Below are 26,078 nucleotides of genomic sequence, written 5' to 3'. Positions count from 1 at the left end.
AATCGTTCCGAGATCGGCGGGCCTCAGGCGAGCTGCGCGAGGCCGTCGATCAGCTTGTTGAACTGGGTCGGGCTGATCTGACCGTTCTGGGCGACGGAGCCGAACACGTTGAACAGATCCTGCCCCTTCGGCGCCTGGATGCCGAGCTTGTCGAAGAGCTCCCACATCCCCTGCAGGACCTTGTCCGCCACCGGCTGCGAGAAGCCGAGGCGCTCGAGCACGTTGGCGACGGCGCCGTTGACGAGCGGCTTCGCCGCCTTGATGCCGGCCTCCGCCAGGAAGGCGCCGAGATCGTTCGCCGAGATCGAGCCCGCATTGCCGTCGCGCGTCGCGATCTCGGCATAGACGCGGGTGCGATCGTCGAAGCTCGGGGTGGCGATCTCGGACGGCGGCTTGCTCGGGCCCCACACGTCGGGGTCGTAGCCGCGATCGGCGGGCGCGGTCCCGGTCGGCGCGCCCGTGCCGTTCGCCCCGTTCGCCCCGAACATCGAACCGTTGCCCTGAGCGGGCTGGAACATGTTGTTCCCGTTGGCGGCCGGCGGCTGGAACATGTTCGCCCCGTTCGTCGCGGGGGGCTGGAACATGTTGCCGGCGGCCGGCTGCGGCTGGAACATGTTGCCGCCCGGCCGGTTCGCGCCGCCCGACAGGACGTTGGAGAGCCGGTCGACGACCCGGTTGACGATGTCGTCGACGAGGTTGCCGAGCATCCCGCCGTTGCCGATGCCGTTGCCGTTGCCGTTGCCGCCGATCATGTTGCGGAACCAGGCGCCCGTGTCGAAGCCCTCGGGCGTGCGCCCCGGCTGCTGCGCGGGCAGGTTGGCGAGGAAGGAATCCGAGATGCCCGGACGGTTGCCGATCATGATCGGGTTCGGACCCGTGGGCGAAGTGAAGCTGAGGCTCGTCATCTGTGTCCACCCCTCTCGACGTCGAGGCGCCCGATGCGGAAGATCCGTCCGCACCGCTGGCGCCGCTTGCCATGACGAAAGACAACCACAGGCCGGAGCATCGCGCAATAGGTTTCTGCACTATCTATGCATTTTTTATCTCTCCATGCGTCATAATCATATACACCGCTTCGATTTATGATATCAATGCACGCAGACGCTCCGCCTGCTCGCGCAGCTCCTCGCTCGGCGCCATGTCGCCGGTATGCGGCTTCATGGGCACGCCCGCATGGCGGGGGATCACGTGGAAATGCAGGTGGAAGACGACCTGGCCGCCCGCGCTCTCGTTGAATTGCTGGATCGTCAGCCCGTCGGCCGAGAACGCCTCCTTCGCCGCGCGCGCCACCTTCTGCACGGTCGCGAGGACGCAGGAGAGCACCGCTTGATCGGCGTCGAGGATGTTGCGGCAGGGGGTCTTGGGGATCACGAGCACATGACCCGGCGCTCTCGGCATGATGTCCATGAAGGCGAGCGTCGCCTCGTCCTCGTAGACCTTGTGGGCGGGAAGCTCGCCGCGCAGGATCTTGGCGAACACGTTATCGTTGTCGTAGGCGGGTGTCGCATGCATCGGGGGCTCTCCTCTCGGGGCGGGCGCGCGAGCGTGCGACGGGGGCCGCGCCGCCGTCAAGCGGCCGCGCCGGTCACGGCTCGCGCCGGAACGGCAGCGCCGCCTCGAGCTCCTCGGCGACCGCCTCGACATAGGCGCGCTCGCGGCCGAGATAATCTGCGACGGCCCGCCGCAGGCCGGGATCGGCGATGTCGTGGGCCGAATAGGTCTCGACCGGTCGATAGCCGCGGGTGAGCTTGTGCTCGCCCTGCGCGCCGGCCTCGACGCGGGTCAGCCCGTGGGCGAGGGCGAAATCGATCGCCTGATAATAGCAGACCTCGAAATGCAGGAACGGGTGCTCCTCGACGCAGCCCCAATTGCGCCCGTAGAGCGTGTTCTCGCCGATGAAGTTGATCGCGCCGGCGACATAGGCACCGGCCCGGCGGGCGAGGATCAGGAGCACCCGTTCGCCGAGCGCCTCGCCCAGCCGGGAGAACACCTCGCGGTTGAGGTAGGGCCGCCCCCATTTGCGCGAGCCGGTATTGCGGTAGAACGCGTAGAAGTCGTCCCAATGCGCCTGCGTGATCTCGCACCCGCGCACCCACTCGATCGTGATGCCGTCGCCGAGCGCGTCGCGGCGCTCGCGCCGGATGGTCTTGCGCTTGCGCGAGGCGAGGCTGTCGAGGAACCCGTCGAAGCTGCCGTAGCCCTCGTCGAGCCAATGGAATTGCTGATCGACGCGCTGCAGGAAGCCGGCCTCGCCGAGCGCCTGCCATTGCGCCTTGGGCAGGAAGGTCAGGTGGATCGAGGAGGCGCCGGTCTTGGCGCGAAGCGCCCGCAGCCCCGCGACGAGATGCGCCTGCGCGCTCTCGGCGCGCGGCCCGGGACGCACCAGGAGGCGCGGCCCGGTCGCCGGGGTGAACGGCACGCTCACCTGGACCTTGGGGTAGTAATTGCCGCCGGCGCGGTGATAGGCGTCCGCCCAGCCGTGATCGAAGACGTACTCGCCTTGGCTGTGCGTCTTCAGATAAGCGGGCGCGGCCGCCACCAGCGTGCCGGCGGCGTCCTCGACGAGGAGATGGGCGGGAGACCAGCCGGTGCCCTCGCCGACGCAGCCCGCGCGCTCGAGCGCGGCGAGGAAGGCGTGGGAGACGAACGGGCAGGCGGGGTCGATCCCGAGCGCGCCGACATGCGCGCCGATCGCGCACGCGTCCCATGCGGCGGGATCGACGCCGTCGATCCCGGTCGTCACCTTGAGCGTGAATTCCGACACGGCCGCTCCGTTCGCGCGAGGCTCACCGGAAGATAGGCCGGGGCGCGAGCGCATCAAGTCGCGCGGCGGGGCCGATGCGACGCGCGCCGCACCGCCTCGGCCGCGCGCGTCGTCGGGTCCGTGGACCGGAAGCGAAGCGCCTCAGGCGCTCGCGCGCTGCTGCGTCAGGAGCCGCGCCTGGCCGACCCAATCCTCGCGCTCGATGCGGCCGGGGAACGACAGATAGGCCCCCACCCAGCGCGTGTTCGCCTCGTCCCAGGCGGCGATCTGGTCGAGATGGTAGATGCCGAGCGCGTTGAGCTTGGCCTCGTTCGCCGGACCGATGCCGGTGATGCTCTTGAGATCGTCGGCGCCGGCCTCGCGCGGCGCCGCGAGCGCCGGGGGACGGGTGCCGACCGCGTCCGCGCGCGCCTCGACGCTCGCCGGCTCCTCGACGACCGCCTGCGCGTGCTCGACGACGGGCTCGGCGACGGCCTCGATCGTCTCGCCGCCGCCGGTCTCGACAGGGTCCGCGTCGGCGTAGCCGACCTCGGCGCGCTCGGTCTCCCCCGCTCCCGGGTCGTTCGCGGCGGGCGGGACGGGCTGCGCCTCGCCCGGTTCCGCCGCCGGCGCGACGACGCGCGCGACCGGCGCCTCGGTGCGCACGGCCTCGAAATGGCCCGGCTCGTCGAAGCGCAGGATCTCGGGGCCGGTCTCCTCGCCCGCGAGCACGTAGGGCCCGAGCGTCGTCGCGGCGCCCTCCTTGGCGACGTCGCGCCACATCACGTAATCGACGAGCGCGATCACCACCGCGCCCATGGCGAGGACGAGCAGCCCCGAGCCGAGATTGCCCGCGCCCGCGGCGATGCTCGCGGCCAGCACGTAGAACAGCATGGCGAAGACGGCGACGGACGAGCCCCGGGGCAGCTTGTGCGCGCCCCCGCTCTCGACGATGGTCATGATCATTGCGGCGATTCCCTCTCGTTTGACGCGGTCGGTCTGCGGCCTCTCGATCCCCTTGCCGAGACAAGTAGGGCACGCCCGGACGGCGACGAGCCGGGCGTGCCCATGGAATACGTCCGACGCGGCGATGTCATCGCATCGTCGGCGCCGCGTCTCTACTGGCCGGCCGGCTGCGGCGCGCCCTGCGTCCAGTCCAGCGGCGGATCCTGGAGCTCGGGCGGGCCCCAGGCCGCGAGCGACGGGTAGCCCTCGAGCATCCGGAAGCCGTAGAGCGGCTGATTGACGCCCTGGTGGCAGGTGGCGCAATTGACCTTCGGCGCGTCGCCGAGCGGTCCGAGCTGGCTCGCCGGGTATTCCGGCTGCAGCGGGTTCAGATAGGTCGCGTTGAGCGCCTCCACCATCCGCAGGCCGTGCCAGGCATTGGTGCGGGTCGGCGGGCTCTGCTCCCAATCGGAGAACGCGCGGCTGTTGTGGCAGAACGTGCAGTTCACGCCGAGCGCGTCCGACATGTGCATCATGAGGGAGTAGGTCCACTCGGTCTGCTTGATGGAGGTGCGGTTGCCCGTCGGCAGCGCGGTCGCCCCGGCGACGCGGATGGCGGCGGGGTTCTCCTGCAGGAAGGGCGAGAACGGATCGAAGGGCAGCGAGGACAGGCCCGCCTGCGGCGCCGCGATGTTCTGGCCTGCCGGATTGCCGACGAGACCCGTGCCGCGCCATTGGCCCGGCTCCTCGAACCAGATGTTCGCCGGCACCGGCTGCCCCGCATGGCAGGTATAGCAGGTGACGCCGGTCGCACCCACGTGGCTCGCCCATTCCTGGTTGACCGTCATGGTCATCTGGATCATGCGGCGCGCCACGCGCTTGGTGTAGAGGCTGTCGGAGGAGAGTTCCTCGCCGTCCGCGTGGCAATAGGCGCAGCCCTGCTCGGGCGACACCCATTCCGTGAGCGAGGCCATCAGGCGGATGAACTCGTTGGCGTCGACGTGGCCGAGAACCTGGACGTTATCGTAGAGCTCGCTCGCCGGCACGCCGGCGGGCTCGATCTCGGGGGAGATCTCGGGGAAGACCGTCCGGCGCAGCATGGTGTCCGCCGAGATCCGGTTGTAGATCTGGGCCATGCCGTTGCCGCGCCAGCCGCTCTGTTCGACGCGGGTCGACGGCCATTCGAAGGTGAACAGCAGGGCCACGCCGACGACCGCGGCGAGCGCGCCCGCCATTCCCAGCCAGAAGTTGTTCCAGACATAGCGCGGGTTCATTGCGCACCCCCAGTCGCGAGAAGCGGGTCGGGCAGGACGGGGAAGCCCGTCGGGGTCGGGGGAGCCACGCCGTGCTTGACCGCCCACAGATACCAATTGTCGACGACCGTCCCGGTGAGCAGGATGCCGATGCCGCCCGTGATCGGGGTGAGCACGGCGAACCACCAGGCCCAGCGGTGGATCGACTCGGCGGTGGCGCAGAAGCCCATCGTCCAGCGCCAGAACAGGCCACCGCGCTCGAAGGCCGTGCCGCGGTCGATGATCTGCTCGACCTCGTGCTCGGCACCGTAGCGCGTCGTCGCGAGCACGGTCGCCCCGTGCATGGCGAAGAGCAGCGTCGAGCCGTAGAGGAACACGATCGAGAGCGCGTGGAACGGGTTGTAGAACAGGTTCCCGTAGCGGATCGAGAACGCGGCCGTCCAGTCGAGATGCGGGAAGATGCCGAAGGGCACCGCCTCGCCCCAGGAGCCCATCATGATCGGGCGGATGAAGCCGAGCACGAGATAGAGCCAGATCGCCGCGGCGAAGGCCCAGGCGATGTGCGTGCCCATGCCGAGCATGCGCGCCCGGCGATAGACGCGCACCCACCACAGGACGATGGAGGCCGTCAGGAAGAAGCCCGCGAGCAGCCACCATCCCCCGTCGTTGAGGGGCGGCAGCGAGAGGCCGTAATGCGGCGGCGGCGGCTCGAGCGCGAGCCACGGCAATTGCCGCACGAACTCGATCGGATCCCAGTTCACCGAGGCCCACATGTTGAGGCCGATGATCTCGATCGCGATGAAGCCGCAGATGAGCGAGGCGAGCCCCGTCCAGCCGAGATAGACCGGCCCGACCTGGGCGTCGCCGATGCGTCCGAGGAGGTGCACGAAGATCGGCTTGAATTCGCGCGTCCAGGGTCCGCGGGCGATCGGCACGCCCGCGTAGGCGGGGCCGCGCACCTGGACCTGCGTGAAGATGTTCTGATAATCGGCCATGGCGACGCCTCCGCCTCAGGACCAGATCGGAAGGTTGAGCCACCAGCCCCACCATTCCGGCCAGCCGCGGCTCCAGAACGGGCCGCTGATGATGATGCACACCGCGCTCCAGAAGCCGGCGGACAGAGCGAGGAACAGCCCGAGCCTGTGGATGCCGAGCGTGCCGATCGACCAGCCGATGATGTCGCGGAAATAGGTGTTCTCGTGCTCCGCGGTCTTGACCACACGGTCGTCCTTCGGCGTGTTCACCGCCGAGAGCACCAGGCCGCCGTGGAGCGAGAGCGCGAAGGTGGTCGCGAAGAAGAACGACACCGCGATCATGTGCGCGGGATTGTAGTGGAAGTGCAGGTACTGGTACCCGACGTTCGACACCCAATCGAGATGGCTGAAGATGCCGTAGGGAAACCCGTGGCCCCAGGCGCCGAGCAGCACCGGGCGGATCACGACGAGCGCGAAATAGGCAAACACCGCCACCGAGAAGGCGAACGGCACGTGATAGCCCATGCCGAGCTTGCGGGCGATCTCCGCCTGCCGGAAGATCCAGGAGACGAAGGCGCCGAGCGCGCAGATCGTGATGATCTGCCACAGTCCGCCCTCCTTCAGAGGAGCGAAGCCGAGGCCGTAGGAGAGGTCCGGCGGATCGATCGAGATCTGCCAGATGTTCCAGGTGGGACCGATCGCGGCACCGTAGACGATCAGCCCGGTACCGAGAACGGAAAAGAAGATCGTCGTGACGCCGAAGAAGCCGACATAGAACGGCCCGACCCAGAAATCGAAGAGATCTCCTCCGAACAGGGTGCCGCCGCGGACGCGGTACTTCTTCTCGAAGCTTAGCATGGACATGACATTCCCCCCGTCGTGGGAGCATGGAGCAAGGCCCCGCCGCCGGGTGCTCCCGACGGTCGAGGGGATCGAACGGGGCGGGACCGCGGGGAGCCCCGCCCCGCTCGCGCGTCGCCGTCGCAGCGGACGCCGGCGCGAGCGAGAGCCCTCAGCTGGGCATGGGGGTGTTGTGCGGAATGGTGGTCTCCACCGCCGCGCGCGGCCCCTCCAGCCAGTTGAAGCGGTTGGTGCTCAACAGGATGAAGTGGATGATGAGCGCGAGCACGAAGAGGAACGTGAACAGCGCGATCAGCGTGCGACGCGGATCAAACAGCAGCCAAACTCTCCACATGGTGAGCCTCCTAGCCGACGAACGGCGCGATGGTGGTAACGAAGTCGGTCACGCCCTCGAGCGAGGCGTAGCCTTGAGGGCCCGGAAGCCACGGGCGCCACATCCAGGCGAGGATGTGCGCGATGAGAGCGATCACGGTGAAGGCGATGAAGCTCGACATGAAGATCGAGTGGAATTCCTTCGCTTCGCCTTCCGTGAGGCCCGTGAGGGTCCCTCTGACGGGAGTAGTGGACTCTGCCATTTGTACCTCCTGGTCACGAGTCTTCGGCTTTCGACCGCGCAAACCGATCCCGCGGTCCGGACGCCGTGGAGGTTGGCCCACGGCCGGCGTTCCGACGGCGCTCGCGCACCGCCGGAATTCGGGGTCTCGGGCGCGCGTCGCACGCCCGAGACCGATGGAAGATCCGCGCCGAGCGGCCCGGACCGGCTCGCGCCGGCCGACCGCCCGCATCGCGCGCTAGCCCATGAAGGCGAGCGGGACGGCGCGGTAGGTGGCCGCCTTCGCCTCCTCCCAGACCGAGCCGCGCCGCGTGCCCGAGACCTCCGGCGGGCGGCGACCGGGCTTGAGGCGCGCGAGGGTCTCGACGGCGAGGAAGACGGGCAGCAGCGCGGCGAACAGGAGCCGGAACTCGAGCGCGTCGGCCCGGCGCGCGGGCGCGTCGCGTCCCTGTCGACGGAGGGCTGCCTGCATGTGGTGGTGCGTGGTCATACGAGCTCTCCCTCGCCGAGGCGGGCGCGGGCCTGCGCGAGCCTCCCGGTGGTGACTTCCTCCTCGCCCGCGCGTCGTGCATCGGCCTCCGCCGCGTCGCGCAGACGCTTGGCGGCGGAGATCCGCACGAGGATCGGGTAGGCCTCGACCATCCGGTCGAGCGCCGCGCGCGCGTCACGGTCCCAGGGGAGCGGACGGGCGAGCTTGGCGGGGGTGGGTTCGACGCGGTCGAGATCCGTGCCGAGCGGCAGGATGTGGAAGAGCGCGTCGAAAAGCGCGTTGCAGACCTCCTGGACGAGGTAGGTCGCCCCGGCATAGCCCATGAACGGCGTCCCCGTGTGCCGGCGCACGATGGCGCCGGGGAAGGAGGCCGGAATGAAGGCCGCGCGGGCGCCGATCTCGGCGAGGTACATGCGCTCGTTGTAGGAGCCGAGCATCACGAGCGGGGCCTTCGCGCGGATCTGCGCGCGCACCGCCTCGTTGTCGGTCTTCTCGCCCGCACGCCGCGCGATCGCGAAGGTGCAGGGGAGCCCCATATCGTCTTCGAGGAAGCGGCGGATGCCGCGGGCGTAGGTGTCGGTCGCCGCGACCGCGAAGCTCGCGGTGCCGAAGAAGTCCTGCGTCACCGAGCGCCAGAGATCCCAGATCGGCTTGATCGTGGTGTGCTTCTCGCGCTCGATGAAGGGCTCGGGGTCGAGCCCGAGCTCGGCGCCGAGCGCGCGCAGGAAGGCGGTCGTCGAGGAGAGGCCGATCGGCGCCATCAGATAGGGCCGCTCGAGCGCCTCGCAGAGGAGACGGCCGTATTCCCGATACATGCACACATTGACGTGGGCCTGCCCGAGCTTCGGGATCTCGGAGAGATGCGCACCCAGCGGGAAGGTCATGTTGACCTCCGCGCCGATGCCCTCGACGAGCCGGCGGATCTCGGCGAGGTCCGAATAGGTGTTGAAGCCGCCGTAGATCGGGCCGACGATGTTGACCTTCGGCTTCTCGCCCGGCGCGACGGGCTTGGCCGGCCGCACCTTCTTCGGGCCCCATTCGCGCCAGAGCCAGAGCATGGCGCGGTTCGCCGATTGCCACTGGTCCTCGTCGATCGTGCGCGGCAGGAAGCGCTTGATGCCGGTGCCCTCTGGCGTGACGCCGCCGCCGATCATCTCGGCGATCGACCCCGTCACCACCACGGCGGGCAGGTCCGGATCGAGGACGGAATGGGCGCGCTTCATCGCGCCCTCGGTACCGTGCTGGCCGAGTTCCTCCTCGGCGAGACCGGTCACGACGATGGGCAATTCGTGCGGGGGCAGCGCATCGGTGTAGTGCAGCACCGCCGTGACGGGCAGGTTCTCGCAGCCGACGGGGCCGTCGACGACGACCTGGAGGCCCTTCACCGCGGCGAAGACGTAGACGGCGCCCCAATAGCCGCCCGCGCGATCGTGATCGAGGACGAGCATCAGTCGATCTCCCCCGTCGGAGCGCGCTCGCGCTCGAGCTGGCGGGCGAGCGCCTCGCGGCGCTTGCGCGACTGCTCCTTGAAGGCGGGGAAGGAGCGCGGGCGCTCTTCCCAGATGCCCGCCGCCTCGCCCGTGCCGACGCCCTCGAAGAAGGCGCGCATCGTCTCGAAACGAGCGCGACCGCCGATCGCGTTGTTCACGACCTCGGCGAGCGAGCCCGCGCCGGCGGGCCCGAAGAGCGGGCGCGCCGAGATCAGGTTCGTGAAATAGAGGCCCGGGATCGCGGCCTCCTTCGCCTTCTGCACGACGGGCGTCGTGCCGACCGCCAGATCGGGGCGGAAGAAATCGACCGCCGCGCAATCGTCCTCGAGCGAGGCGCGGTACTGGACGGTGACGCCCTTGGCCTCGAGCCAGGCACGGTCGTCGTCCGAGAAGCGCGTCTTCGGGCAGGCGGTGCCGACGTAAGGAACCTCGGCGCCGCTCTCGATCAGGAGGCGCGCGACGAGGAGCTCGGAGCCCTCGTAGCCCGAGACCGTCACGCGACCCCTGACCGGCCGCGCGGCGAGTGCGCCGCGGATCGCGGGCAGGAAGGCGGCCTTGGCCGCGTCGATGTCCCTCTGCGCCACGTTGCAGGCGCGCCCGATCGCCTCGAGCCAGGCGGCCGTGCCGTCGAGCCCGACCGGGCCCGAGCCGACGATCGGCCGGCCGGCGGCCTCGAATTCACGGATGCTCGCCGTGTAGAACGGGTGGATCGCCGCGACCGCCGCGCAATCGAGGGCGGCATAGAGCTCGCGCCATTCGCGAGTCGGGACGACCGGCCCGGCGGCGAGCCCCATCGGCGCGAGCATGGCGCCGATGCCGACGGGATCGGCGGGGAACATCTCGCCGAGGAGCGTCACGGTCGGCCGCTCGGAGCGGCCGCCCCGCGGCGCCATAACGGGGCCCGTCTCGGCCTCGGTGCGGGCGTAGCGCAGCATCGCGCCGGCGAGCACGTCCTTGGCTTCCGCATGCGTCGGCACGCCGAAGCCCGGCACGTCGATGCCGACGATGCGCACCCCGTTGATCTCCTTCGGCAGGAGCTGCAGCGGAACGCCGGAGGCGGTCGGCACGCACAGATTGGTGATCACGATCGCGTCGTAGAGCGCCGGATCGGCCGTGTCGTAGACGGCGTCCCGGATGTCCTCGAACAGCTTTCCGGTGACGAGCGTCTCGGAATTGAAGGGCACGTAGCCGACGGTGCGACGCGCGCCGTAGAAATGCGAGGTAAAGGTCAGGCCGTAGACGCAGCAGGCCGAGCCCGAGAGGATCGTCGCCGTGCGGCGCATGCGCAGGCCGACCCGCAGCGAGCCGAAAGCCGGACACATGGATTGCGGCTGGTCGTGCGGGCCCCTCGGGTAATCGGCGGCGTAGCGCGCGAGCGTCTCCGACTTTCCGGCGGCGCGCGCCGCTTCGTGCAGCGTCTGCGCGCCCGCATGGCAGCCGAGGCCGTCCGTCGGCGGAGCCGGGTGCGGCTCGGGCGTCGCGACGGACGCGGGGGCAGCCTTCGCCTGCGGGCGCACGGGGGCGCCCTCGCCGATCGTCGAGATCAGCGTCGTGCGCTTCGGCGCGATCGGGTCGCGTGTCGTCGTCATCGCGCCGCCCTCAACTCTCGTAGACGATCTCGAGGGAGGGCTTGGCGACGTGGCTCGTGCCGCACATGTCCTCGAAGGAGGCGGGCTCGAGCACCACGCCGCGCCCCACAGCCTCGCCCTGGAACAGGTCGAGGAGGCCCTCCTGCGAGAGCGGCGTCGGGCGCAGCGGCGGCGCCTCGGCCACCGCGAGGCCGAGCTGCGCGAAAAGCGGCCCCCACGCGCTCTCGGGGCGGCCGATGATCTCGTAATTGGCGCTCTTGCGGCGGATGTCGTCGTGGGCGGGGATCGAGGCGAGGACGGGGATGCCGGCGGCCTTCGCGAAGGCCTGCGCCTCGCCGGTGCCGTCGTCCTTGTTCACGACGAGGCCGGCGACCCCGACATTGCCGCCGAGCTTGCGGAAATATTCCACCGCCGAGCAGACATTGTTCGCCACATACAGCGATTGCAGGTCGTTCGAGCCGACGACGATCACCTTCTGGCACATGTCGCGGGCGATCGGCAGGCCGAAGCCGCCGCAGACGACGTCGCCGAGGAAGTCGAGGAGCACGTAGTCGAAGCCCCATTCGTGGAAGCCGAGCTTCTCCAGCAATTCGAAACCGTGGATGATGCCGCGCCCGCCGCAGCCGCGGCCGACTTCCGGCCCGCCGAGCTCCATCGCGAAGACCCCGTCGCGCTTGAAGCAGACGTCGGAGACGGCGATGTCCTCGCCCGCGAGCTTCTTCCGGGCGGACGTCTCGATGATGGTCGGGCAGGCCTTGCCGCCGAAGAGGAGCGAGGTCGTGTCGGACTTCGGGTCGCAGCCGATCAGGAGAACGCGCTTGCCCTGCTGGGCCATCATGTAGCTGAGATTGGCGAGCGTGAAGCTCTTGCCGATGCCGCCCTTGCCGTAGATCGCGATGACCTGCGTCTCCTTCTCCGGGAGCGCTGCTTCGACGGGGGTGACGGCGTTCATGGCGTTTGCCTCCAGTCGAGGACCATCTTCAGGCAGGCGGGATCTTCGAACGCCCTCGCATAGGCGCTCGCGGCCCGCTCGGCCGGCTCTCTGTGGGTGATGAGGCCCTGCAACGACAGGGCGCCCGTCGCGACGAGATCGACGACGGCGTCGAGGTCCGCGCGCTGCCATTGGGCGGCGACGCGGATGACGGCCTCGCGCATGAAGGCCGGGGGAAAGGCGAAGGAGAGGGCTTCCGAATAGAAGCCCGCGAGCACGATTTCGCCGCCGGGGGCAAGCCGCCCGATCAGCGTGTCGAGGAGATCGGGAGCGCCCGAGACGTCGACGATCGCGCGGTAGTCGCGGCGCGCGTCCCGATCGGGTGCGGTCACCTCGTAGCCGACGGCCCCCGTCGCGCGCTCGGGCGCGATCTCCCAGACGGTCGGCGGGGCGCCGCGCGCCGCGCAGATGCGGGCGACGAGGCGTCCGAGCACGCCGTGGCCGACGACGAGATCGGGGGTCGCGCCCGGCATCACCACCGCGTGATGGGCGGTCGCGGCGAGCGCGAGGAGGCTCGCCTCCTCGAGCCGCTCCGGGCTCGCGTCGAAGGCGGCGGGCAGCGCCGCGAGGCGCGCGCCGGGGCTGACGATGCGCGCGGCCGAGCCGCCGAAGAGGCCGCGTATCGGCCCGTAGCAGCGCGCGCCGGGCACGAACACGCTCTGGCCGATCGAAAGACCCGAATGGGGCCCCGCCTCGACCACCCGCCCGACCGATTCGTAGCCGGGCACCAAGGGGTAGCCCATGCCGGGAAACATCGGCATGCGGCCCGTATAGAGGAGCCGCTCGGTGCCGGTGGAGATGCCGGAATGGGCGATGTCCACCACCACGTCCTCCGCGCCGGGAGGATCGAGCGCGACATCTTCGAGCGACAGCCGGAGGGGCTCGTGAAGAACGACCGCTCTGGTTCGCATCCTGCCCTCCCTCGTTCGAGCCGCCTATTTTTCGATCATGTCAATCTAGACTGACAGCTCTGAATGTCAACGTGAACTAACACGTATGTCGTCATGCGGACGCGACGGCGACGCCCGCCAGGATGGGCATTCGCGTCCGGCGAAAGCGGATCGTGGAGAAGCCGGAGCGGCGCAGGAGAGCCCCGAGCTCGTCGGGCGTGCGGGCGCGCCCGGAGCCCATCGCATAGAGATACAAGCCGAAATACGCGTCCGTGACCGCCCGCGCGCCCTTGGCTCCGGCCATCGGCTCGCCGACCAGGAGCACGCCGCCCGGCGCCAGCGCCCGCCGCGCGGCGGAGGCGATGGCGATCGCCGCCTCGTCGTCGTGGTCGTGGAGAATGCGCACGAGGCTGATCGCGTCGGCCCCTTCGGGCAGCGAATCGGCGGTTGCGTCGCCGCCGACCGCGCGTGCGCGCGCGCCGAGCCCCCAGGCGTCGAAATTGGCGGAGGCGATTCGCGCGACCGGCGGCAGGTCGAACAGGACGAGCTCGGTCGCGGGCGCGCGCGCCGCCGCCTCGCGCAGGAAGACGCCCGCCCCGCCGCCGACGTCCATCAGCCGGCGGTGGCGCGAGACGTCGTAGGCGTCGAGGATCTGGCGCGCGACCATCGGTTGGGAGGCGGCCATGAGATCGGTATAGGCGGCGACGCGCGCGTCGGGCAGCGCGCCGGGCTGCGTCTCCTTCGCATAGGCCCAGTAGCGGGCGAGCGCGCCGCCGCCAGGCCCGCGGCGCAGGCAGGCGAGCGGATCGGCGAGATCCTCGTAGAGGAGCGGATGGTGGAGCACCATCGGCGCGACCGCCTCGTTGCCGAGGACCGCCGCGCCATGGGGACCGAGCCCGAAGCGCCCCGCGCCGCGCTCCTCGAGGAGGCCGATCGCGGCGGCGGCGACGAGGAGACGGCGGGCCCCCTCGTCCGGCAGATCGCAGGCGGCGGCGATGTCGGCGACGCGCATCGGCCCCTTGCGCAGGAGCGCGAACAGGTCGAGCCGCACGCAGGCCAGCAGCACCTGCGAATAGACGAAGCCGGACACGATGTCGAAGAGCGCCGCCGCGCGCCGCCGCGCGACCGGGCGCAGGAAGGGCAGCCGCTCGGCGAGCGCATGGAAGCGCGGGTCCGCGACGAGGCGGTCCCGCCACGCCGCGAGGAAGCCGGGCAGAGGCATCGCGATCTCCGATAGGCCCCGTTTCAGGCGGCGAAGCGGGCGAGGCTCTTGGGCACGAAGCGCTCGGAGGAGGCGCCGATGAGCGCGCGCAGGTCGGCGGCGCCCGCGCAATCCGGGATCGAATCCTTGGCGGCCGAGACGAGCCCCTCCAGCCGGTCGATCGCGCCCTCGACGCCGAGACTCGCGACCGCGCTCGCGCGGCCATGGGCGGCGTCCTGGCCGACGGGCTTGCCGATCTCGGCCTCCTCCGAGGCGAAATCGTGCAGGTCGTCGGCCACCTGATAGGCCTCGCCGATCAATTCGCCGAGCGCGCGCCAAGGCTTCGGATCGCCGCCGGCGGCGAGCGCGCCGGCGCGGGTCGCCGCCGAGAAGAGCGCCCCGGTCTTCGCGCGATGATAGTGCGAGAGGTCGATCTCCGGCTCGCTCTCCCAGGCCTGGCCCGCGACGATGCCGCCGGGCATCCCGGTCGCGGCGGCGACCACCTCGAGGAGACCGACGAGCCTGTCCGGCGCGATCGCCGCGCCGCGCGCGAGCGCCTGGAACGCGAGCACGATCAGCCCGTCGCCGGCGAGCACCGCGAGCGGCTCGCCGAAGGCGCGGTGGACCGAGATCTTGCCGCGGCGCGTCGAGGCGTCGTCGAAACAGGGCAGGTCGTCGTGGACGAGCGAGGCGCAATGCATGAGCTCGATCGCGGCCGCCGCGCCCTCGGCGATCTCCGGCGCGCCCTCGCCGCAGGCCATGGCGACGCCCAGGCACAGACGCGGGCGGATGCGCGCGCCGCCGGGGAAGACCGCGTAGCGCATCGCGGCGGCGAGCGTCGGCGGAGCCCCCTCCCCCGCGCACAGGCGCAGAGCGGCGTCGAGCGTCGCCTCGATGCGCAGCTTCGGATCCCGTCGCGCCTCGGCGGCGGCGGAGCGCGCGGCGCGCTCGCTGGTCGGCAGCGGCAGATCCATGTCATCCTCCACCTTTCCCGCCGATGGGTGTCAAGCGGGTTTGTCTCTATGGACTGTCAATTCAGAGTGACATACCTTGGCGACGTGTCAACAAGCGGGTCGTGCGGTGGATTGCGGATCGGGCAGAGATCGGATCGTGGTGATCGGCGCCGGCATCGGCGGGCTCGTCGCGAGCCTGCTGCTCGCGGCGTCGGGGCGCGAGGTCGTCGTGCTCGAGCGCGCCGCGCGCGTGGGCGGCAAGATGCGCGAGGTGGAGGTCGACGGCGCGGCGATCGATTCGGGCCCGACCGTCTTCACCCTGCGCAGCGTCTTCGACGCGATCTTCGCGGGCGCCGGCGCGCGGCTCGACGACCATGTGCGGCTGCGCGAGGCGGACGTACTCGCGCGCCATGCCTGGGAGGGCGGCGCGCGGCTCGATCTGTACGCAGATCCGCTCCGCTCCGAGGCGGCGATCGGGGAGGCGTTCGGAGCCGCGGAGGCGCGGGGCTTTCGCGCCTTCGACAAGGCCGCGGCCGAGATCTGGGGCCTGCTCGAGGAGAGCTTCGTGCGCGCGCCCGAGCCCTCGCTCCCGCGCCTGATGGCGAGCCAGGGCCTGTTCGGCGCACAGCGCCTGATGGCGATCCGGCCCTTCACGGGGCTCATGAGCGCGCTCGGCTCCTTCTTCCGCGACCCGCGCCTCGCCCAGCTCTTCGGCCGCTACGCGACCTATACCGGCTCGAACCCCTACGAGGCACCCGCCACCCTCATGCTCATCGCCCATGTCGAGCGATGCGGCGTGTTTCTCGTCGAGGGCGGCATGCAGCGGCTCGCCGACGCGCTCGCCGCGCTCGCGATCGACCGCGGCGCGCGGATCCGCACCGGCACGGGCGTGCGCGAGATCCGCGTCGAGGGCGGGCGGGTCGCGGGCGTGGTCACCGACGAGGGCGAGGCGATCGCGGCACGGACGATCATCGCCAATGCCGATGCGGGCGCGATCGCCGCCGGCATTCTCGGGCGCGACGCCGCGGGCGCGGTGCCTTCCATGCGCGCGGGCGAGCGCTCGCTGTCGGCGGTGACGATGTCGATGCGGGTGCGCACGCGAGGCTTCCCGCTCTCGCGCCACAACGTCTTCTTCTCCCCCGACTATGCGGCCGAGTTCGCGGCGATCTTCGGCCGCGGGCAGCTCCCGGCCGATCCGACCGTCTATGTCTGCGCGCAGGACCGCGACGACGGGAGCGCGGGTGCGGACGGCCCGGAGCGGCTCTTCACCATCGTCAACGCGCCCGCGCGCGGGGACGTGCGACCCTTCACGAGCGAGGAGATCTCGGCATGCGAGACGGCGACCTTTCGGAGGCTGGAGCGGCTGGGGCTCGTCGTGGAGCGGCGGGCGGAGCAGGTGCGCACGACGAGCCCGAACGAATTCGAGCGGATGTTCCCGGGGACGGGGGGCGCGCTCTACGGGCGGGCGAGCCACGGCTGGAACGCGTCCTTCGAGAGGCCGGCGGCGCGCACGCGGCTCCCGGGGCTCTACCTCGCGGGGGGATCGATCCATCCGGGAGCGGGGGTGCCGATGGCGGCGCTCTCGGGCTGGAGCGCGGCGCATCTGATCTCGCGCGATACGGATTCGAGCACCCGGTCGCGGACGACGGCTATGTCTGGTGGTACCTCGACGTCCTGAGCGACGACGGCGACGTCGGGCTCACCATCATCGCCTTCATCGGCAACGTGTTCTCGCCCTATTACAAATGGGCGCGACGCCGGGGCCCCACCGATCCGCGCCGGCACGTCGCGATGAACGTCGTCCTCTACGGGCGCGACCGCAAGCGCTGGGCGCTCACCGAACGCGGCGCCGGGGCGCTGCGGGTCGCGCCGACGCTCCTCGAGATCGGCCCTTCCGCGATGCGGCTCTCGCCGGGCGAGGTCTGCGTCTCCTTCGACGAGCGCACGATGCCGATCCCGGGGCGTCTCGCGGGGGAGGTGCGGCTGACGATGTCGGGCGTCACGCCGGGCCCCCACGCGCTCGATGCGGATGGTCGGCACCTGTGGTGGCCGATCGCGCCGGCATCGCGGGCGAGTGTCGCGCTGACCCACCCGAAGCTCTCGTTCTCGGGCGACGCCTATTTCGACACGAACGAGGGCTCGCGCCCGCTCGAAGCCGATTTCGACCATTGGAACTGGTCGCGCGCGCCGATCGGAGACGGCGCGGCCGTGCTCTACGACGTCGTCCGCGCGGACGGGTCGCGCAAGCTGATCGCGCTCGACATCGCGGCCGACGGCACGCTCGCGCCGCTGCCCGAGCCGCCGGAGGCACCCCTTCCGAAAGGGCCGCTCTGGCGCATGGATCGGCTCACCCGCAGCGAGGATCCGAGCGCCGTGCGCCTCCTGCGGACTTACGAGGACACGCCCTTCTACACGCGCTCGAAGATCGCGACGCGCTTGAAGGGCGTGGCGACGAGCGCGATGCACGAGAGCCTCTCGATGCCGCGTTTCGTCCACCCGCTGACGCAGCTCGCGCTACCCTTCCGGATGCCGCGCAGGCCGTCTTGACGGGAGCGAAGGCGTCATCGGCTTGGATGGCGCCTCTGCTCCTCGGTCGTCCGAGCCACCCTCGGCTCCCGATCGGGATGATCGGCCTTGCGGGCGAGGGCGGAGCGCTCCGGATCTCCGGAGAACGCATTGGCGGCGGCCTTGCGATTGCCGCGCCGACGCAGGAACCAGGCGAAGGACACGATCAGGACGAGGAGGCCGAGGCCCAGGATCGTGAGATTGTTCGCCGGCAGATATTCGAAGAGTGTCATGCGGCGCTCCTGTCGTATCGCGAGCGACGCCCCGCTCGCGCAGTCCGCACACGCGGACATGAAGCCGAGGCAACGATCACGACGCTCCCGCGATCCGGGGCGCGGCGCAATGGCGCGGATGGCTGCGCACCGAGGGGCGCAGGCGCTCGCGCAGGAACGCAGTCTCTCGGGGGTGGGACCTTATCGCCTGTGTAGAGCGTTTTCGTATCCGGAAGGCGGACTCGCCAGAATCCGCAGGTGTGAACTAAACTGTTCACACGAATCGGTCACCTTGCTCTCCGGAGCGGGTCCCTCGAACCGACGAGGATCGTGTGAAGCGTCGTGCAGACCTTCCCCTCAGCGATCACGGCAGCAGAAGCTGCCCGTCGGCTCGTCCCCGCATCTCCCGCTCCGCCAGCCACCCACCCTCTCCTCGCGAGACGCTCCGGACGCGACGACGCGGCGCCCGGGGCGGTGGTCCCGCGTCGCCGACAAGGAGACAAGGCATTGAGCAAGCGTTACGACAAGCACAAGCGCCGCACCCGTCGCTCCTTCGAATCCGGTGAGATCGTCGAGCTGCACGGGGTCCCCTTCGACCGACACGGGAAATTCGACCACGAGAGAGCCCATCCCCCGATCAAGCCCCTCAACGCCGCGCAGGCGGACTATCTCGCGGCCCTCCACTCGGCCTCCCAGCTCGTGGTGATGGGACCCGCCGGCACCGGCAAGACCTGGATGGCGGCGGCCTACGCCGCCGATCTGTTCCGCCAGCGGCGCATCGCGCGCATCGTGCTCACCCGCCCCAACGTCCCCGCCGGCCGCTCGCTCGGCTTCTTTCCCGGCACGCTGGAGGAGAAGTTCGCGCCCTGGGCCGTGCCCGTCGTCGACACGATCCGCGAGCGCATCGGTCGCGGCGCCTTCGACGTCGCGGTCAAGAACGGCGACATCGAGATGGTGCCCTTCGAGGTGATGCGCGGGCGCTCCTGGTCGGACGCCTTCATCCTCCTCGACGAGGCGCAGAACGCGACGCTCCTCGAGATGAAGACCTTCCTCACCCGCCTCGGCGAGGATTGCAAGGCGGTGATCAACGGCGACGTCTCCCAATGCGACCTCAAGGAGACGTCCGGCCTCGCCCAGGTGATCGCCATGATCCGCGAGAAGGAGCTGCCGGTGCCGATCGTGGAGTTCTCCGCCGACGACATCGTCCGCTCCGGCATCTGCGCGATGTGGGTCCGCGCCTTCGCCGAAGCGGAGGTCGCAGCCGGCTGACGCGCGGCGCTCGACGAGACGAACGACGCCCCCGGTCGCTGCCGCGGCCGGGGGCTTTTTTCGTTTCGCCCCACGAAACAATCCCCCTCCCCCGACGACACGCCCCCGCAACGCGCCCGCGCTAAGCCTCTCCTCGCGCGCGGCGCTTGTCGGCATCATCGGGCGGTGTATCCTCGCGCCTCCCGCATCCGCGAGCGCTGCCCTGCGCGCACGGGTCGGTGTCTGTCGAAAGAGCGGGTGCACGCGCATGCGGATCTCGAGCAAGGTCGCGCTCGTCGGCGGCATCCCGATCGTGATCGCGGCGGCGATCGCGGTGGCGTCGTGGCTGCTGCTCGTGGAGGCGGAGCGGGCCCGCGCCGGCGCGGCGCTCGCGGGGGCGAGCTATCGCGACCTCGCGAGCCTCGCCCGCTCGCGCGAGGATTATGCGAGCGCCCTGCCGCAGGAGCGCGAGCGCCACGCCTTCCGCTTCCAGGTGCTGGCCGACAGCGCGCAGGCGCAGCTCTCTGCGCTCGCCGCCGCGCCGGGCTCGGTTCCGCACCGGGAGAACGCCGGCAACGTCGCCGCGACGCTCGCCGTCTACCGCTCGGAGATGGACGAGCTCCTCGCGGTCACCCGCCGCAACGACGCGCTGATCGCCGAAATGGCCGATCGCGCCGGCATCCTCGTGGCGCTCGCCGATGCCGCCCGCGAGCGGCAGAACACGTCGAATTCCGACATCCTCGCCACCCTCGCCGCCGCCGATCGCGCGCTGAGGCTCTCGCGCGACATCGTCGACGCCGCCCAGGAGGCGCGCGCCGCGTTCCTCTCGGTCGAGCGCCTGCGTGCGGGCACGGCGGGGACCGGCACGAGCCCCGTGGAGGAGCGGCGGCTGCGCTTCGCGCGCGCGCGGATGCGCCACGCGGTCGAGGAACTCTCCGCCCACCTCGAGCGCGGCGATCGGGCCGAGACGGGGATCGCCCTGCGCCGGGTCCTCTCGGCCTATGACGGCGCCTTCGCGCGCGGCGCGCGCGCCGCTGCGGGCGGCGGCGAGAGCGAGGACGCCCCCTCAGAGGTCGCCGCCTGGCTCGACGATCTCATCAAGGTCAACGCCACGGAACAGCGCGCGCTGCACAATCAGACTGCCGAGCTCCTCGCCTATTCCGTGCGCGCGGGCGAGACCGAGCAGGCGACCCAGAACGTCGCGATCGCCACCCTCAAGCTCGGCCAGCGCACCGCCGACGCGCTCGCCGCACGCGACGTCGACGCCGTCGGGGAGATCCTCGCCGAGAGCCGCGCGCTCGCCGAGACGATGGCGGCGCTGCCGATCTCGCCGTTGATCCAATCGGAGATGATCGACGCCATCGACGGCTGGAGCACGCGTCTCGACACGACCCGCGAAGGCGTCGCCGCGCAGAACGCGCTGATGGAGAGCATGGGCCGCACGGCGCAGGCGATGCTGCTCGGCGCGCAGAGCCTCGCCTCCGTCCTCGACGCGGAGGCCGTTCGCATCGGCGAGACGGTGCGGCGGATGCTCGTGCTCGGCGCCGCCTTCGGTCTCCTCATCGGCATCGCGGCCGCCCTCGTCGTCGCGCGCTCGATCACCCGGCCGATCGATCGTCTGCGCGAGGACATGCTGACGCTCGCCCGGGATCCGCAGGCCGGCACGATCGCGCCGCCGAAGGGCGGCTTTCGGCGGGGGCGCGACGGCCAGTTCCGCGACGAGCTCACCGCGATGGCGCACGCGGTCAACACCTTCGTCACCGAGATCGGCCAGCGCGAGAGCGCCTTGCGCCGAGCCAAGGACGAGGTCGATTCCACCCTCCTCGAGCTGCGCCGCACGCAGGCCGACCTGATCCAGGCCGAAAAACTCGCCTCGCTCGGGCAGATCGTCGCCGGCGTCGCCCACGAGATCAACACGCCGCTCGGCGTCGCGCTGACCACCGCGACCGCGCTCGAAGGCGAGGTCGAGCGGCTCGGGGCGAGCGTCACGGAGGGGCGCATCCTGCGCTCGGAGCTCACCCGCTCGCTCGCGCGGCTCGACGAGGGCGCGCGCCTCGTCCACGTCAATCTCGCGCGCGCCGCCGACATGGTGCAGAGCTTCAAGCGCGTTGCCGCCGACCAGACGAGCGAGGAGCGTCGCCGCTTCGAGATGGGCGAATGGCTGCGGGAACTCCTCACGAGCCTCGGGCCCGCTCTGCGCAAGAGCGGCCACGAGGTCGAGACGCGCTGCCCGCCCGATCTCGTGCTCGACACCTATCCGGGGGCGCTCGCGCAGGTCGTCACCAACCTCGTCATGAACAGCGTCGACCACGCCTTCGCCCCGGGCGAGAGCGGCCGCATCACGATCGCGATCGAGAGGCGCGGCCCGCGCCACCTGCGCCTCGTCTTCGACGACGACGGCCGCGGCATCGCCCGCGACAGCGCGGCGAAGGTCTTCGAGCCGTTCTTCACCACCGCGCGCGAGCGCGGCAATACCGGGCTCGGCCTGCACATCGTCTTCAACCTCGTCACCGGGCGGCTCGGCGGCAAGATCGAGCTCGACCAGAGCGGCGCAAGACGCGGGGCGCGGTTCGTCCTCGATCTGCCGCTCAGCGCCGCCGACGAGCCGCAATCCGTCGCCGCGCAATAGGAACCGGACGCCATGGGACCCCGCGCCAATGTTCTCGCGATCGCGCTCGCCGCCGGCCTCGCCGCCGCGCCCGCTTGCGCGAAGACGCTCGTCTTCTGCTCGGAGGGCAATCCGGAGGCGCTCAACCCGCAGCTCGTCACCACGACGACCGGCATGAACGCGGCGCGCCCGATGTTCGACACGCTCGTCGCCTTCGAGCCCGGCGGACAGGTGCTCGCACCGGCGCTGGCGGAGAGCTGGGAGATCTCGGCGGACGGGCGCGAATACACCTTTCGGCTGCGCGAGAACGTCGCCTTCCACACGAGCGCGGATTTCGCGCCGACGCGCCCGATGAACGCACAGGACGTGCTGTTCTCGCTCGAGCGGCAATGGAAGCACGATCACCCCTATCACCACGTCTCGGGCGCGCGATACGACTACTTCCTCGACAACGGCATGGACGAGCTGCTCGAGGCGATCGAGGCGCCGGACGCGCGCACCGTCCGCATCCGCCTCACCCGGCCGAACGCCCCCTTCCTCGCGAGCCTCGCCGACCCCTTCAACGCCGTCCTCTCCGCCGAATATGCCGACGCGCTCCTCGCCGCCGGCCGCCCGGAGGATCTCGACCGGCGGCCGATCGGCACCGGGCCCTTCGTTTTCGTGGAATACCGGCCGGACGTCGCGGTGCGCTACCGCGCCTTCGACGCGCATTGGGCCGGGCGCCCGGCGCTCGACGCGCTCGTCTACGCGATCACGCCGAACCCGGCCGTGCGGCTCACCAAGCTGCGCGCGGGGGAGTGCCACGTGATGGCCTTTCCCGATCCCACCGATCTCGCCCGCATCGAGGCCGATCCCGCCCTCGTCCTCCTCGCGCAGGAGGGGCTCAATGTCGGCTACATGGCGATGAATGTCGGCATGAGGCCCTTCGACGACGTGCGCGTGCGCCGCGCGCTCGACCTCGCGATCGACAAGCAGGCGATCATCGACACGGTCTATGGCGGCGCCGGGCGCGCGGCGAAGAACCCGATTCCGCCCACTCTGTGGTCGTATCACGACGGGCTCCCCGCCTCGCGGGTCGATCTCGCGCAGGCGCAGGAGCTGATGGAGGAGGCAGGCCTCGCCGACGGGTTCTCGAGCGAGCTCTGGTACATGCCCGTGAGCCGTCCCTACGCGCCGGACGGGCGGCGCATCGCGGAGATGATTCAGGCCGATCTCGCCCGGATCGGTGTCCGGCTCACCCTGCGCACCGCGGATTGGGACGCCTACCGGCTCGCGCTGCAGGCGGGCGAGGCGCCGCTCGCCCTCTTCGGCTGGACGGCGGACAACGGCGACCCGGACAATTTCCTGCACGTTCTCCTGGGCTGCACCGCCGCGCGCCCCGGCGGAAACAACGTCGCCAAATGGTGCGACCCGGCCTACGACGCGCTCGTCACCCGCGCCCGCGAGACCTCCGACGTGACGCAGCGCACGGCGCTCTATCGCGAGGCGCAGGAGATCTTCGCCCGCGAGCGCCCCTGGGTGCCGATCGCCCATTCCGTCGTGTTCATGGCGATCCGCAGGGAAGTCGTCGGATATGTCCTGGACCCGCTCGGCCGGCATCTGTTCAGCCGCGTCGATCTCGTTCAATAATGGCACGAGAAGGCGCGGAGCCGAGAGCCATGCGAGAGGACGTCGTCGAGATCGTCGAGGATCTGCCGTCGGCGGCTCCGGCGTCGGCGGACGGCTGGCCGGTGCTCGTGATCGACGACGACCCGGCCGTCCACGAGGGCACGCGCTTTGCTCTGTTCGACTACGTGCTCGAGGGCCGGGGGCTGGAGATCGTCTCCGCCTATTCCGCTGCGGAAGGTCGGGCGATCCTCGCCGCGCGCCCGGACATCGCGGTCGTGCTCCTCGACGTCGTGATGGAGACCGAGGATGCCGGCCTGCGCCTCGTCGACGAGGTCCGCACCAGCCTCGGCAATCGCACGGTGCGCATCATCCTGCGCACCGGCCAGCCCGGACAGGCGCCCGAGCGGAAGGTGATCGTCGATTACGACATCAACGACTACAAGGCGAAGACGGAGCTGACCGCCGACAAGCTCTTCACGACGATCACGGCGGCGCTTCGCGGCTACCAGCAGCTCGCCAAGCTCGAGGCGACGAAGCGCGGGCTCGAGATCATCGTCGAGGCCGCCGCGACGCTCTACGATCTGCGATCCGTGCGCCGGCTCGCGGAGGGCGTGCTCACCCAGATCGCCACGCTGCTCGACGCCGATTGCCAGGGCATCCTCCTGTTGCGCGACGGCGGGCGCGGCGAGGCGGATCTCGCCGTCCTCGCCGGTTCCGGCTGCTGGCAGGACCGCGCGGGCCCGGCCGTCGAGGTTCTCGACGAGGACCTGCAGGCCTGCGTGCGCACGGCGCTCGAACGCGCCGCCCATTGCTTCGAGGGCCCGCGGACGCTCCTCTATTCCCGCACGGGCAGCGGCCGCGAGGTCGTCGTGGTGATCGAAGCCGCCCGTCCGCTCTCGGAGACGGACCGCGACCTCGTCGAATTGTTCGCAAGCCGCCTCGCGATCGTCTTCGACAACGTGCTCCTCTATGAGGAATTGCAGGACGCCAATGCGCGGCTCGAGGAGCGGGTGCTCGCCCGCACCGCCGAGTTGGTGCGCGCCAATCAGCGCCTCGACGCGCAGCGCGCGGATCTGCGGCGCGCGAACCAGCTCAAGACCGAGATCCTCGGCACCGTCGCGCACGATCTGAAGAACCCGCTCGCGGTGATCCTCGGTCGTGCCGAAATGCTCGACGACCTGATCGCGCTCGACCCGCCCGCGATCGAGGGCGTGCGCACGCAGGTCGGCCACATCCGCGCCACCGCCCGCCAGCTGACCAGCATGGTCGAGAGCCTCGTCGCCGATGCCATGGCGGATGCGCTCGACATCAGCATCCGCCGCGAGAGCGTCGACCTCGCCGCGCTCGCGCGCGAGGTGGTCGAGGCGAACGCCCCCCTCGCCGCGCGCAAGGGGCAGGCGATCGCGCTCGAGACGCGCGACGCGGTCACCGTCTCCGGCGATGCGGACCGGCTGCGGGAGGCGCTGGAGAACCTCGTCGGCAACGCGATCAAGTACTCGCCGCACGGCGCGCCGATCGTGGTGGCGGTGGAGGCGGACGCAGACAGGGGGCTCGTCCAGGTGGTCGATCGCGGCCCGGGCCTGCAACCCGAGGACGCCGCGCGCGTCTTCGGCCGCTTCCAGCGCCTCTCCGCCAAGCCGACCGGCGGCGAGGGCTCGACCGGGCTCGGCCTGTCGATCGTCAAGCGCATCGCGGAATTGCACGGCGGCGAGGCGCGGGCGCACAGCGCCGGGCCTGGCCTCGGCAGCACCTTCACAATCGCCGTCCCGCGCGAGGACGGCGAGGCTCCGAGCACGGACCCACGCCCATGACCGCCATCGCCGCCTCACCGAGCGCCAGCGCACGCATCCTCGTCGTCGACGACGAGCCCGCCGCCCGCGAGATGGTCGGCGACTATCTGAAGATGCACGGCTTCGAGGTCGTCCTATGCGACGGCGGACGCTCGCTCTTCGCGGAGCTGGCGAGCGGAGCGGGCGCGGATCTCGTCGTGCTCGACCTCAACATGCCGGAGGAGGACGGGCTGTCGATCGTGCGCCGCCTCAAGGCCGAGCGGCCGACCCCCGTGATCATGCTCACCGCGACCGCGAGCCCGATCGACCGGGTGGTCGGGCTCGAGCTCGGCGCGGACGACTACCTCGCCAAGCCCTGCGAGCTGCGCGAGCTCGTTGCGCGCATCCGCTCCGTGCTGCGCCGCACGAGCGCGCAAGCGTCGGCGCCCGCGGAGAACATGGTGCGGTTCGGCACGAAATGGCTGCATCTCGACAGCTATCAATTGCGCGACGACACGGGCGGCCGGCATGCGCTGACGCGCTCGGAATTCGCGCTGCTCAAGGCCTTCCACGATCATCCGCGCCGCGTGCTCAGCCGCGATCGCCTGCTCGACCTCGCCGACGCCCGCGATCCGGACGCCTTCGACCGCGCCATCGACGTGCGCATCACCCGCATGCGCCGCAAGATCGAAGCCGACCCCGCTCATCCGCGCTTCATCAAGACGGTCCGCGGCGCGGGCTACGTCTACCACCCCGAAGGCGAGGATTGAGAACCATCCCTCCCCGGAGGGGAGGGTGGACTTTCGAGGCGAAGCCGAGAAAGGCCGGGTGGGGCCCGGGTGGGGATCGTTCTGCAAGCGTCGGGCCCCACCCGACCCCTTCGCTGCGCTCAGGGGCCACCCTCCCCTACGGGGAGGGATGCTCGCCGCCCCATCCCTCCCCGGAGGGGAGGGTGGACTTGCGAGGCGTGAGCCGAGAAAGGCCGGGTGGGGCCCGGGTGGAGATCATGCTTCGAACGTCGGGCCCCACCCGACCCCTGTCGCTGACGCTCCAGGGGCCACCCTCCCCGACGGGGAGGGATGCTCGCCGCCCCAACCCACCCCGGGGGGGGGGGGGGGCGTGGGGGCGGAGCGGG

The 26,078-nt window shown here is 70.8% G+C and carries 24 protein-coding genes; 7 read left to right on the top strand and 17 right to left on the bottom strand.

Annotation, left to right across the window (positions count from 1 at the left end):
- Positions 1–23: 23 nt before the first annotated feature.
- The 16 genes from ACK4UM_RS17225 to ACK4UM_RS17150 all read right to left on the bottom strand — a co-directional run bounded on the left by ACK4UM_RS17225 (position 24) and on the right by ACK4UM_RS17150 (position 14,954).
- Positions 24–905 carry a hypothetical protein gene (locus ACK4UM_RS17225; protein WP_409801613.1) on the bottom strand — a complete coding sequence of 294 codons (882 nt, stop codon included), beginning with the start codon at positions 903–905 and terminating at the stop codon, positions 24–26.
- Between the two features lie 175 nt (positions 906–1,080).
- The gene (locus ACK4UM_RS17220; protein WP_409801610.1) at positions 1,081–1,512 is read right to left on the bottom strand and encodes an HIT family protein; all 432 of its coding nucleotides are present in this window, start codon (positions 1,510–1,512) and stop codon (positions 1,081–1,083) included.
- A 73-nt stretch (positions 1,513–1,585) separates the two neighbouring features.
- On the bottom strand, positions 1,586–2,818 hold the full coding sequence (locus ACK4UM_RS17215; RefSeq protein WP_409801607.1) for a GNAT family N-acetyltransferase: 1,233 nt from the start codon (positions 2,816–2,818) through the stop codon (positions 1,586–1,588).
- A gap of 87 nt (positions 2,819–2,905) precedes the next feature.
- Positions 2,906–3,709, bottom strand: coding sequence for a hypothetical protein (locus ACK4UM_RS17210; RefSeq protein ID WP_409801604.1), 804 nt, complete (start codon positions 3,707–3,709; stop codon positions 2,906–2,908).
- 152 nt (positions 3,710–3,861) lie between these two features.
- Positions 3,862–4,962, bottom strand: coding sequence for a photosynthetic reaction center cytochrome PufC (gene pufC / locus ACK4UM_RS17205; RefSeq protein WP_409801601.1), 1,101 nt, complete (start codon positions 4,960–4,962; stop codon positions 3,862–3,864).
- The gene (pufM, locus tag ACK4UM_RS17200) at positions 4,959–5,936 is read right to left on the bottom strand and encodes a photosynthetic reaction center subunit M (RefSeq protein WP_409801598.1); all 978 of its coding nucleotides are present in this window, start codon (positions 5,934–5,936) and stop codon (positions 4,959–4,961) included. Before pufM ends, pufC begins: the two co-directional genes overlap by 4 nt.
- Positions 5,937–5,951: 15 nt before the next feature.
- The gene (gene pufL, locus ACK4UM_RS17195; RefSeq protein WP_409801593.1) at positions 5,952–6,779 is read right to left on the bottom strand and encodes a photosynthetic reaction center subunit L; all 828 of its coding nucleotides are present in this window, start codon (positions 6,777–6,779) and stop codon (positions 5,952–5,954) included.
- Between the two features lie 148 nt (positions 6,780–6,927).
- Positions 6,928–7,110 (bottom strand): light-harvesting antenna LH1, alpha subunit, encoded by a 183-nt coding sequence (pufA, locus tag ACK4UM_RS17190; RefSeq protein WP_409801590.1) that lies wholly within the window; start codon positions 7,108–7,110, stop codon positions 6,928–6,930.
- Positions 7,111–7,120: 10 nt separating this feature from the next.
- Positions 7,121–7,351 (bottom strand): light-harvesting antenna LH1, beta subunit, encoded by a 231-nt coding sequence (gene pufB / locus ACK4UM_RS17185; RefSeq protein ID WP_409801587.1) that lies wholly within the window; start codon positions 7,349–7,351, stop codon positions 7,121–7,123.
- A gap of 216 nt (positions 7,352–7,567) precedes the next feature.
- Positions 7,568–7,819 carry a hypothetical protein gene (locus ACK4UM_RS17180; RefSeq protein WP_409801582.1) on the bottom strand — a complete coding sequence of 84 codons (252 nt, stop codon included), beginning with the start codon at positions 7,817–7,819 and terminating at the stop codon, positions 7,568–7,570.
- A complete protein-coding gene (gene bchZ, locus ACK4UM_RS17175; RefSeq protein WP_409801575.1) occupies positions 7,816–9,267 on the bottom strand; it encodes a chlorophyllide a reductase subunit Z in 1,452 nt (483 codons plus the stop codon). The genes ACK4UM_RS17180 and bchZ overlap by 4 nt, the downstream gene beginning before the upstream one ends.
- Complete coding sequence (bchY, locus tag ACK4UM_RS17170) at positions 9,267–10,898, bottom strand: chlorophyllide a reductase subunit Y (protein WP_409801570.1); 1,632 nt, start codon at positions 10,896–10,898, stop codon at positions 9,267–9,269. Before bchY ends, bchZ begins: the two co-directional genes overlap by 1 nt.
- Before the next feature lie 10 nt (positions 10,899–10,908).
- Entirely contained in the window at positions 10,909–11,850 is a 942-nt protein-coding gene (locus tag ACK4UM_RS17165; protein WP_409801565.1) for a chlorophyllide a reductase iron protein subunit X, read from the bottom strand.
- Complete coding sequence (gene bchC, locus ACK4UM_RS17160) at positions 11,847–12,800, bottom strand: chlorophyll synthesis pathway protein BchC (RefSeq protein ID WP_409801563.1); 954 nt, start codon at positions 12,798–12,800, stop codon at positions 11,847–11,849. The genes ACK4UM_RS17165 and bchC overlap by 4 nt, the downstream gene beginning before the upstream one ends.
- A gap of 91 nt (positions 12,801–12,891) precedes the next feature.
- Positions 12,892–14,001: a methyltransferase gene (locus ACK4UM_RS17155; protein ID WP_409801560.1), complete on the bottom strand. Its 1,110-nt coding sequence runs from the start codon at positions 13,999–14,001 to the stop codon at positions 12,892–12,894.
- A gap of 23 nt (positions 14,002–14,024) precedes the next feature.
- Entirely contained in the window at positions 14,025–14,954 is a 930-nt protein-coding gene (locus ACK4UM_RS17150; protein WP_409801554.1) for a polyprenyl synthetase family protein, read from the bottom strand.
- Between the two features lie 136 nt (positions 14,955–15,090).
- Between ACK4UM_RS17150 and crtD the strand changes: the two genes are divergently transcribed.
- Both crtD and ACK4UM_RS17140 read left to right on the top strand, forming a co-directional pair.
- A complete protein-coding gene (gene crtD, locus ACK4UM_RS17145; protein ID WP_409801547.1) occupies positions 15,091–16,611 on the top strand; it encodes a 1-hydroxycarotenoid 3,4-desaturase CrtD in 1,521 nt (506 codons plus the stop codon).
- Positions 16,612–16,724: 113 nt separating this feature from the next.
- Positions 16,725–17,480 carry a carotenoid 1,2-hydratase gene (locus tag ACK4UM_RS17140; protein ID WP_409801544.1) on the top strand — a complete coding sequence of 252 codons (756 nt, stop codon included), beginning with the start codon at positions 16,725–16,727 and terminating at the stop codon, positions 17,478–17,480.
- 14 nt (positions 17,481–17,494) lie between these two features.
- Here ACK4UM_RS17140 and ACK4UM_RS17135 read toward each other — a convergent pair whose 3' ends face one another.
- Complete coding sequence (locus ACK4UM_RS17135; protein ID WP_409801542.1) at positions 17,495–17,731, bottom strand: hypothetical protein; 237 nt, start codon at positions 17,729–17,731, stop codon at positions 17,495–17,497.
- A 546-nt stretch (positions 17,732–18,277) separates the two neighbouring features.
- On the opposite strand from ACK4UM_RS17135, the gene ACK4UM_RS17130 reads away from it, so the two are divergent.
- The 5 genes from ACK4UM_RS17130 (at position 18,278) to ACK4UM_RS17110 (ending at position 25,713) form a co-directional block, all read left to right on the top strand.
- Positions 18,278–18,979, top strand: coding sequence for a PhoH family protein (locus tag ACK4UM_RS17130; protein ID WP_409801636.1), 702 nt, complete (start codon positions 18,278–18,280; stop codon positions 18,977–18,979).
- A gap of 247 nt (positions 18,980–19,226) precedes the next feature.
- Positions 19,227–21,587 (top strand): ATP-binding protein, encoded by a 2,361-nt coding sequence (locus ACK4UM_RS17125; RefSeq protein WP_409801539.1) that lies wholly within the window; start codon positions 19,227–19,229, stop codon positions 21,585–21,587.
- Between the two features lie 12 nt (positions 21,588–21,599).
- The gene (locus ACK4UM_RS17120) at positions 21,600–23,195 is read left to right on the top strand and encodes an ABC transporter substrate-binding protein (protein ID WP_409801535.1); all 1,596 of its coding nucleotides are present in this window, start codon (positions 21,600–21,602) and stop codon (positions 23,193–23,195) included.
- A gap of 29 nt (positions 23,196–23,224) precedes the next feature.
- A complete protein-coding gene (locus ACK4UM_RS17115; RefSeq protein ID WP_409801530.1) occupies positions 23,225–24,985 on the top strand; it encodes a DUF3369 domain-containing protein in 1,761 nt (586 codons plus the stop codon).
- A complete protein-coding gene (locus ACK4UM_RS17110; RefSeq protein ID WP_409801526.1) occupies positions 24,982–25,713 on the top strand; it encodes a response regulator in 732 nt (243 codons plus the stop codon). Before ACK4UM_RS17115 ends, ACK4UM_RS17110 begins: the two co-directional genes overlap by 4 nt.
- Positions 25,714–26,078: the final 365 nt, after the last annotated feature.

The sequence above is a fragment of the Salinarimonas sp. genome, from assembly GCF_046292825.1.
Classification (GTDB): Bacteria; Pseudomonadota; Alphaproteobacteria; order Rhizobiales; family Beijerinckiaceae; genus Salinarimonas.
Note: the sequence above shows the minus strand (reverse complement) of the source record. Positions and strands in the feature narration are given on the sequence as shown.

Coding starts and splice junctions, on each gene's coding strand:
- ACK4UM_RS17225 (WP_409801613.1), bottom strand. CDS start 905: ATGACGAGCCTCAGCTTCACTTCGCCCACGGGTCCGAACCCGATCATG.
- ACK4UM_RS17220 (WP_409801610.1), bottom strand. CDS start 1,512: ATGCATGCGACACCCGCCTACGACAACGATAACGTGTTCGCCAAGATC.
- ACK4UM_RS17215 (WP_409801607.1), bottom strand. CDS start 2,818: ATGCGCTCGCGCCCCGGCCTATCTTCCGGTGAGCCTCGCGCGAACGGA.
- ACK4UM_RS17210 (WP_409801604.1), bottom strand. CDS start 3,709: ATGATCATGACCATCGTCGAGAGCGGGGGCGCGCACAAGCTGCCCCGG.
- pufC (WP_409801601.1), bottom strand. CDS start 4,962: ATGAACCCGCGCTATGTCTGGAACAACTTCTGGCTGGGAATGGCGGGC.
- pufM (WP_409801598.1), bottom strand. CDS start 5,936: ATGGCCGATTATCAGAACATCTTCACGCAGGTCCAGGTGCGCGGCCCC.
- pufL (WP_409801593.1), bottom strand. CDS start 6,779: ATGTCCATGCTAAGCTTCGAGAAGAAGTACCGCGTCCGCGGCGGCACC.
- pufA (WP_409801590.1), bottom strand. CDS start 7,110: ATGTGGAGAGTTTGGCTGCTGTTTGATCCGCGTCGCACGCTGATCGCG.
- pufB (WP_409801587.1), bottom strand. CDS start 7,351: ATGGCAGAGTCCACTACTCCCGTCAGAGGGACCCTCACGGGCCTCACG.
- ACK4UM_RS17180 (WP_409801582.1), bottom strand. CDS start 7,819: ATGACCACGCACCACCACATGCAGGCAGCCCTCCGTCGACAGGGACGC.
- bchZ (WP_409801575.1), bottom strand. CDS start 9,267: ATGCTCGTCCTCGATCACGATCGCGCGGGCGGCTATTGGGGCGCCGTC.
- bchY (WP_409801570.1), bottom strand. CDS start 10,898: ATGACGACGACACGCGACCCGATCGCGCCGAAGCGCACGACGCTGATC.
- ACK4UM_RS17165 (WP_409801565.1), bottom strand. CDS start 11,850: ATGAACGCCGTCACCCCCGTCGAAGCAGCGCTCCCGGAGAAGGAGACG.
- bchC (WP_409801563.1), bottom strand. CDS start 12,800: ATGCGAACCAGAGCGGTCGTTCTTCACGAGCCCCTCCGGCTGTCGCTC.
- ACK4UM_RS17155 (WP_409801560.1), bottom strand. CDS start 14,001: ATGCCTCTGCCCGGCTTCCTCGCGGCGTGGCGGGACCGCCTCGTCGCG.
- ACK4UM_RS17150 (WP_409801554.1), bottom strand. CDS start 14,954: ATGGATCTGCCGCTGCCGACCAGCGAGCGCGCCGCGCGCTCCGCCGCC.
- ACK4UM_RS17140 (WP_409801544.1), top strand. CDS start 16,725: ATGAACGTCGTCCTCTACGGGCGCGACCGCAAGCGCTGGGCGCTCACC.
- ACK4UM_RS17135 (WP_409801542.1), bottom strand. CDS start 17,731: ATGACACTCTTCGAATATCTGCCGGCGAACAATCTCACGATCCTGGGC.
- ACK4UM_RS17125 (WP_409801539.1), top strand. CDS start 19,227: ATGCGGATCTCGAGCAAGGTCGCGCTCGTCGGCGGCATCCCGATCGTG.
- ACK4UM_RS17120 (WP_409801535.1), top strand. CDS start 21,600: ATGGGACCCCGCGCCAATGTTCTCGCGATCGCGCTCGCCGCCGGCCTC.
- ACK4UM_RS17115 (WP_409801530.1), top strand. CDS start 23,225: ATGCGAGAGGACGTCGTCGAGATCGTCGAGGATCTGCCGTCGGCGGCT.
- ACK4UM_RS17110 (WP_409801526.1), top strand. CDS start 24,982: ATGACCGCCATCGCCGCCTCACCGAGCGCCAGCGCACGCATCCTCGTC.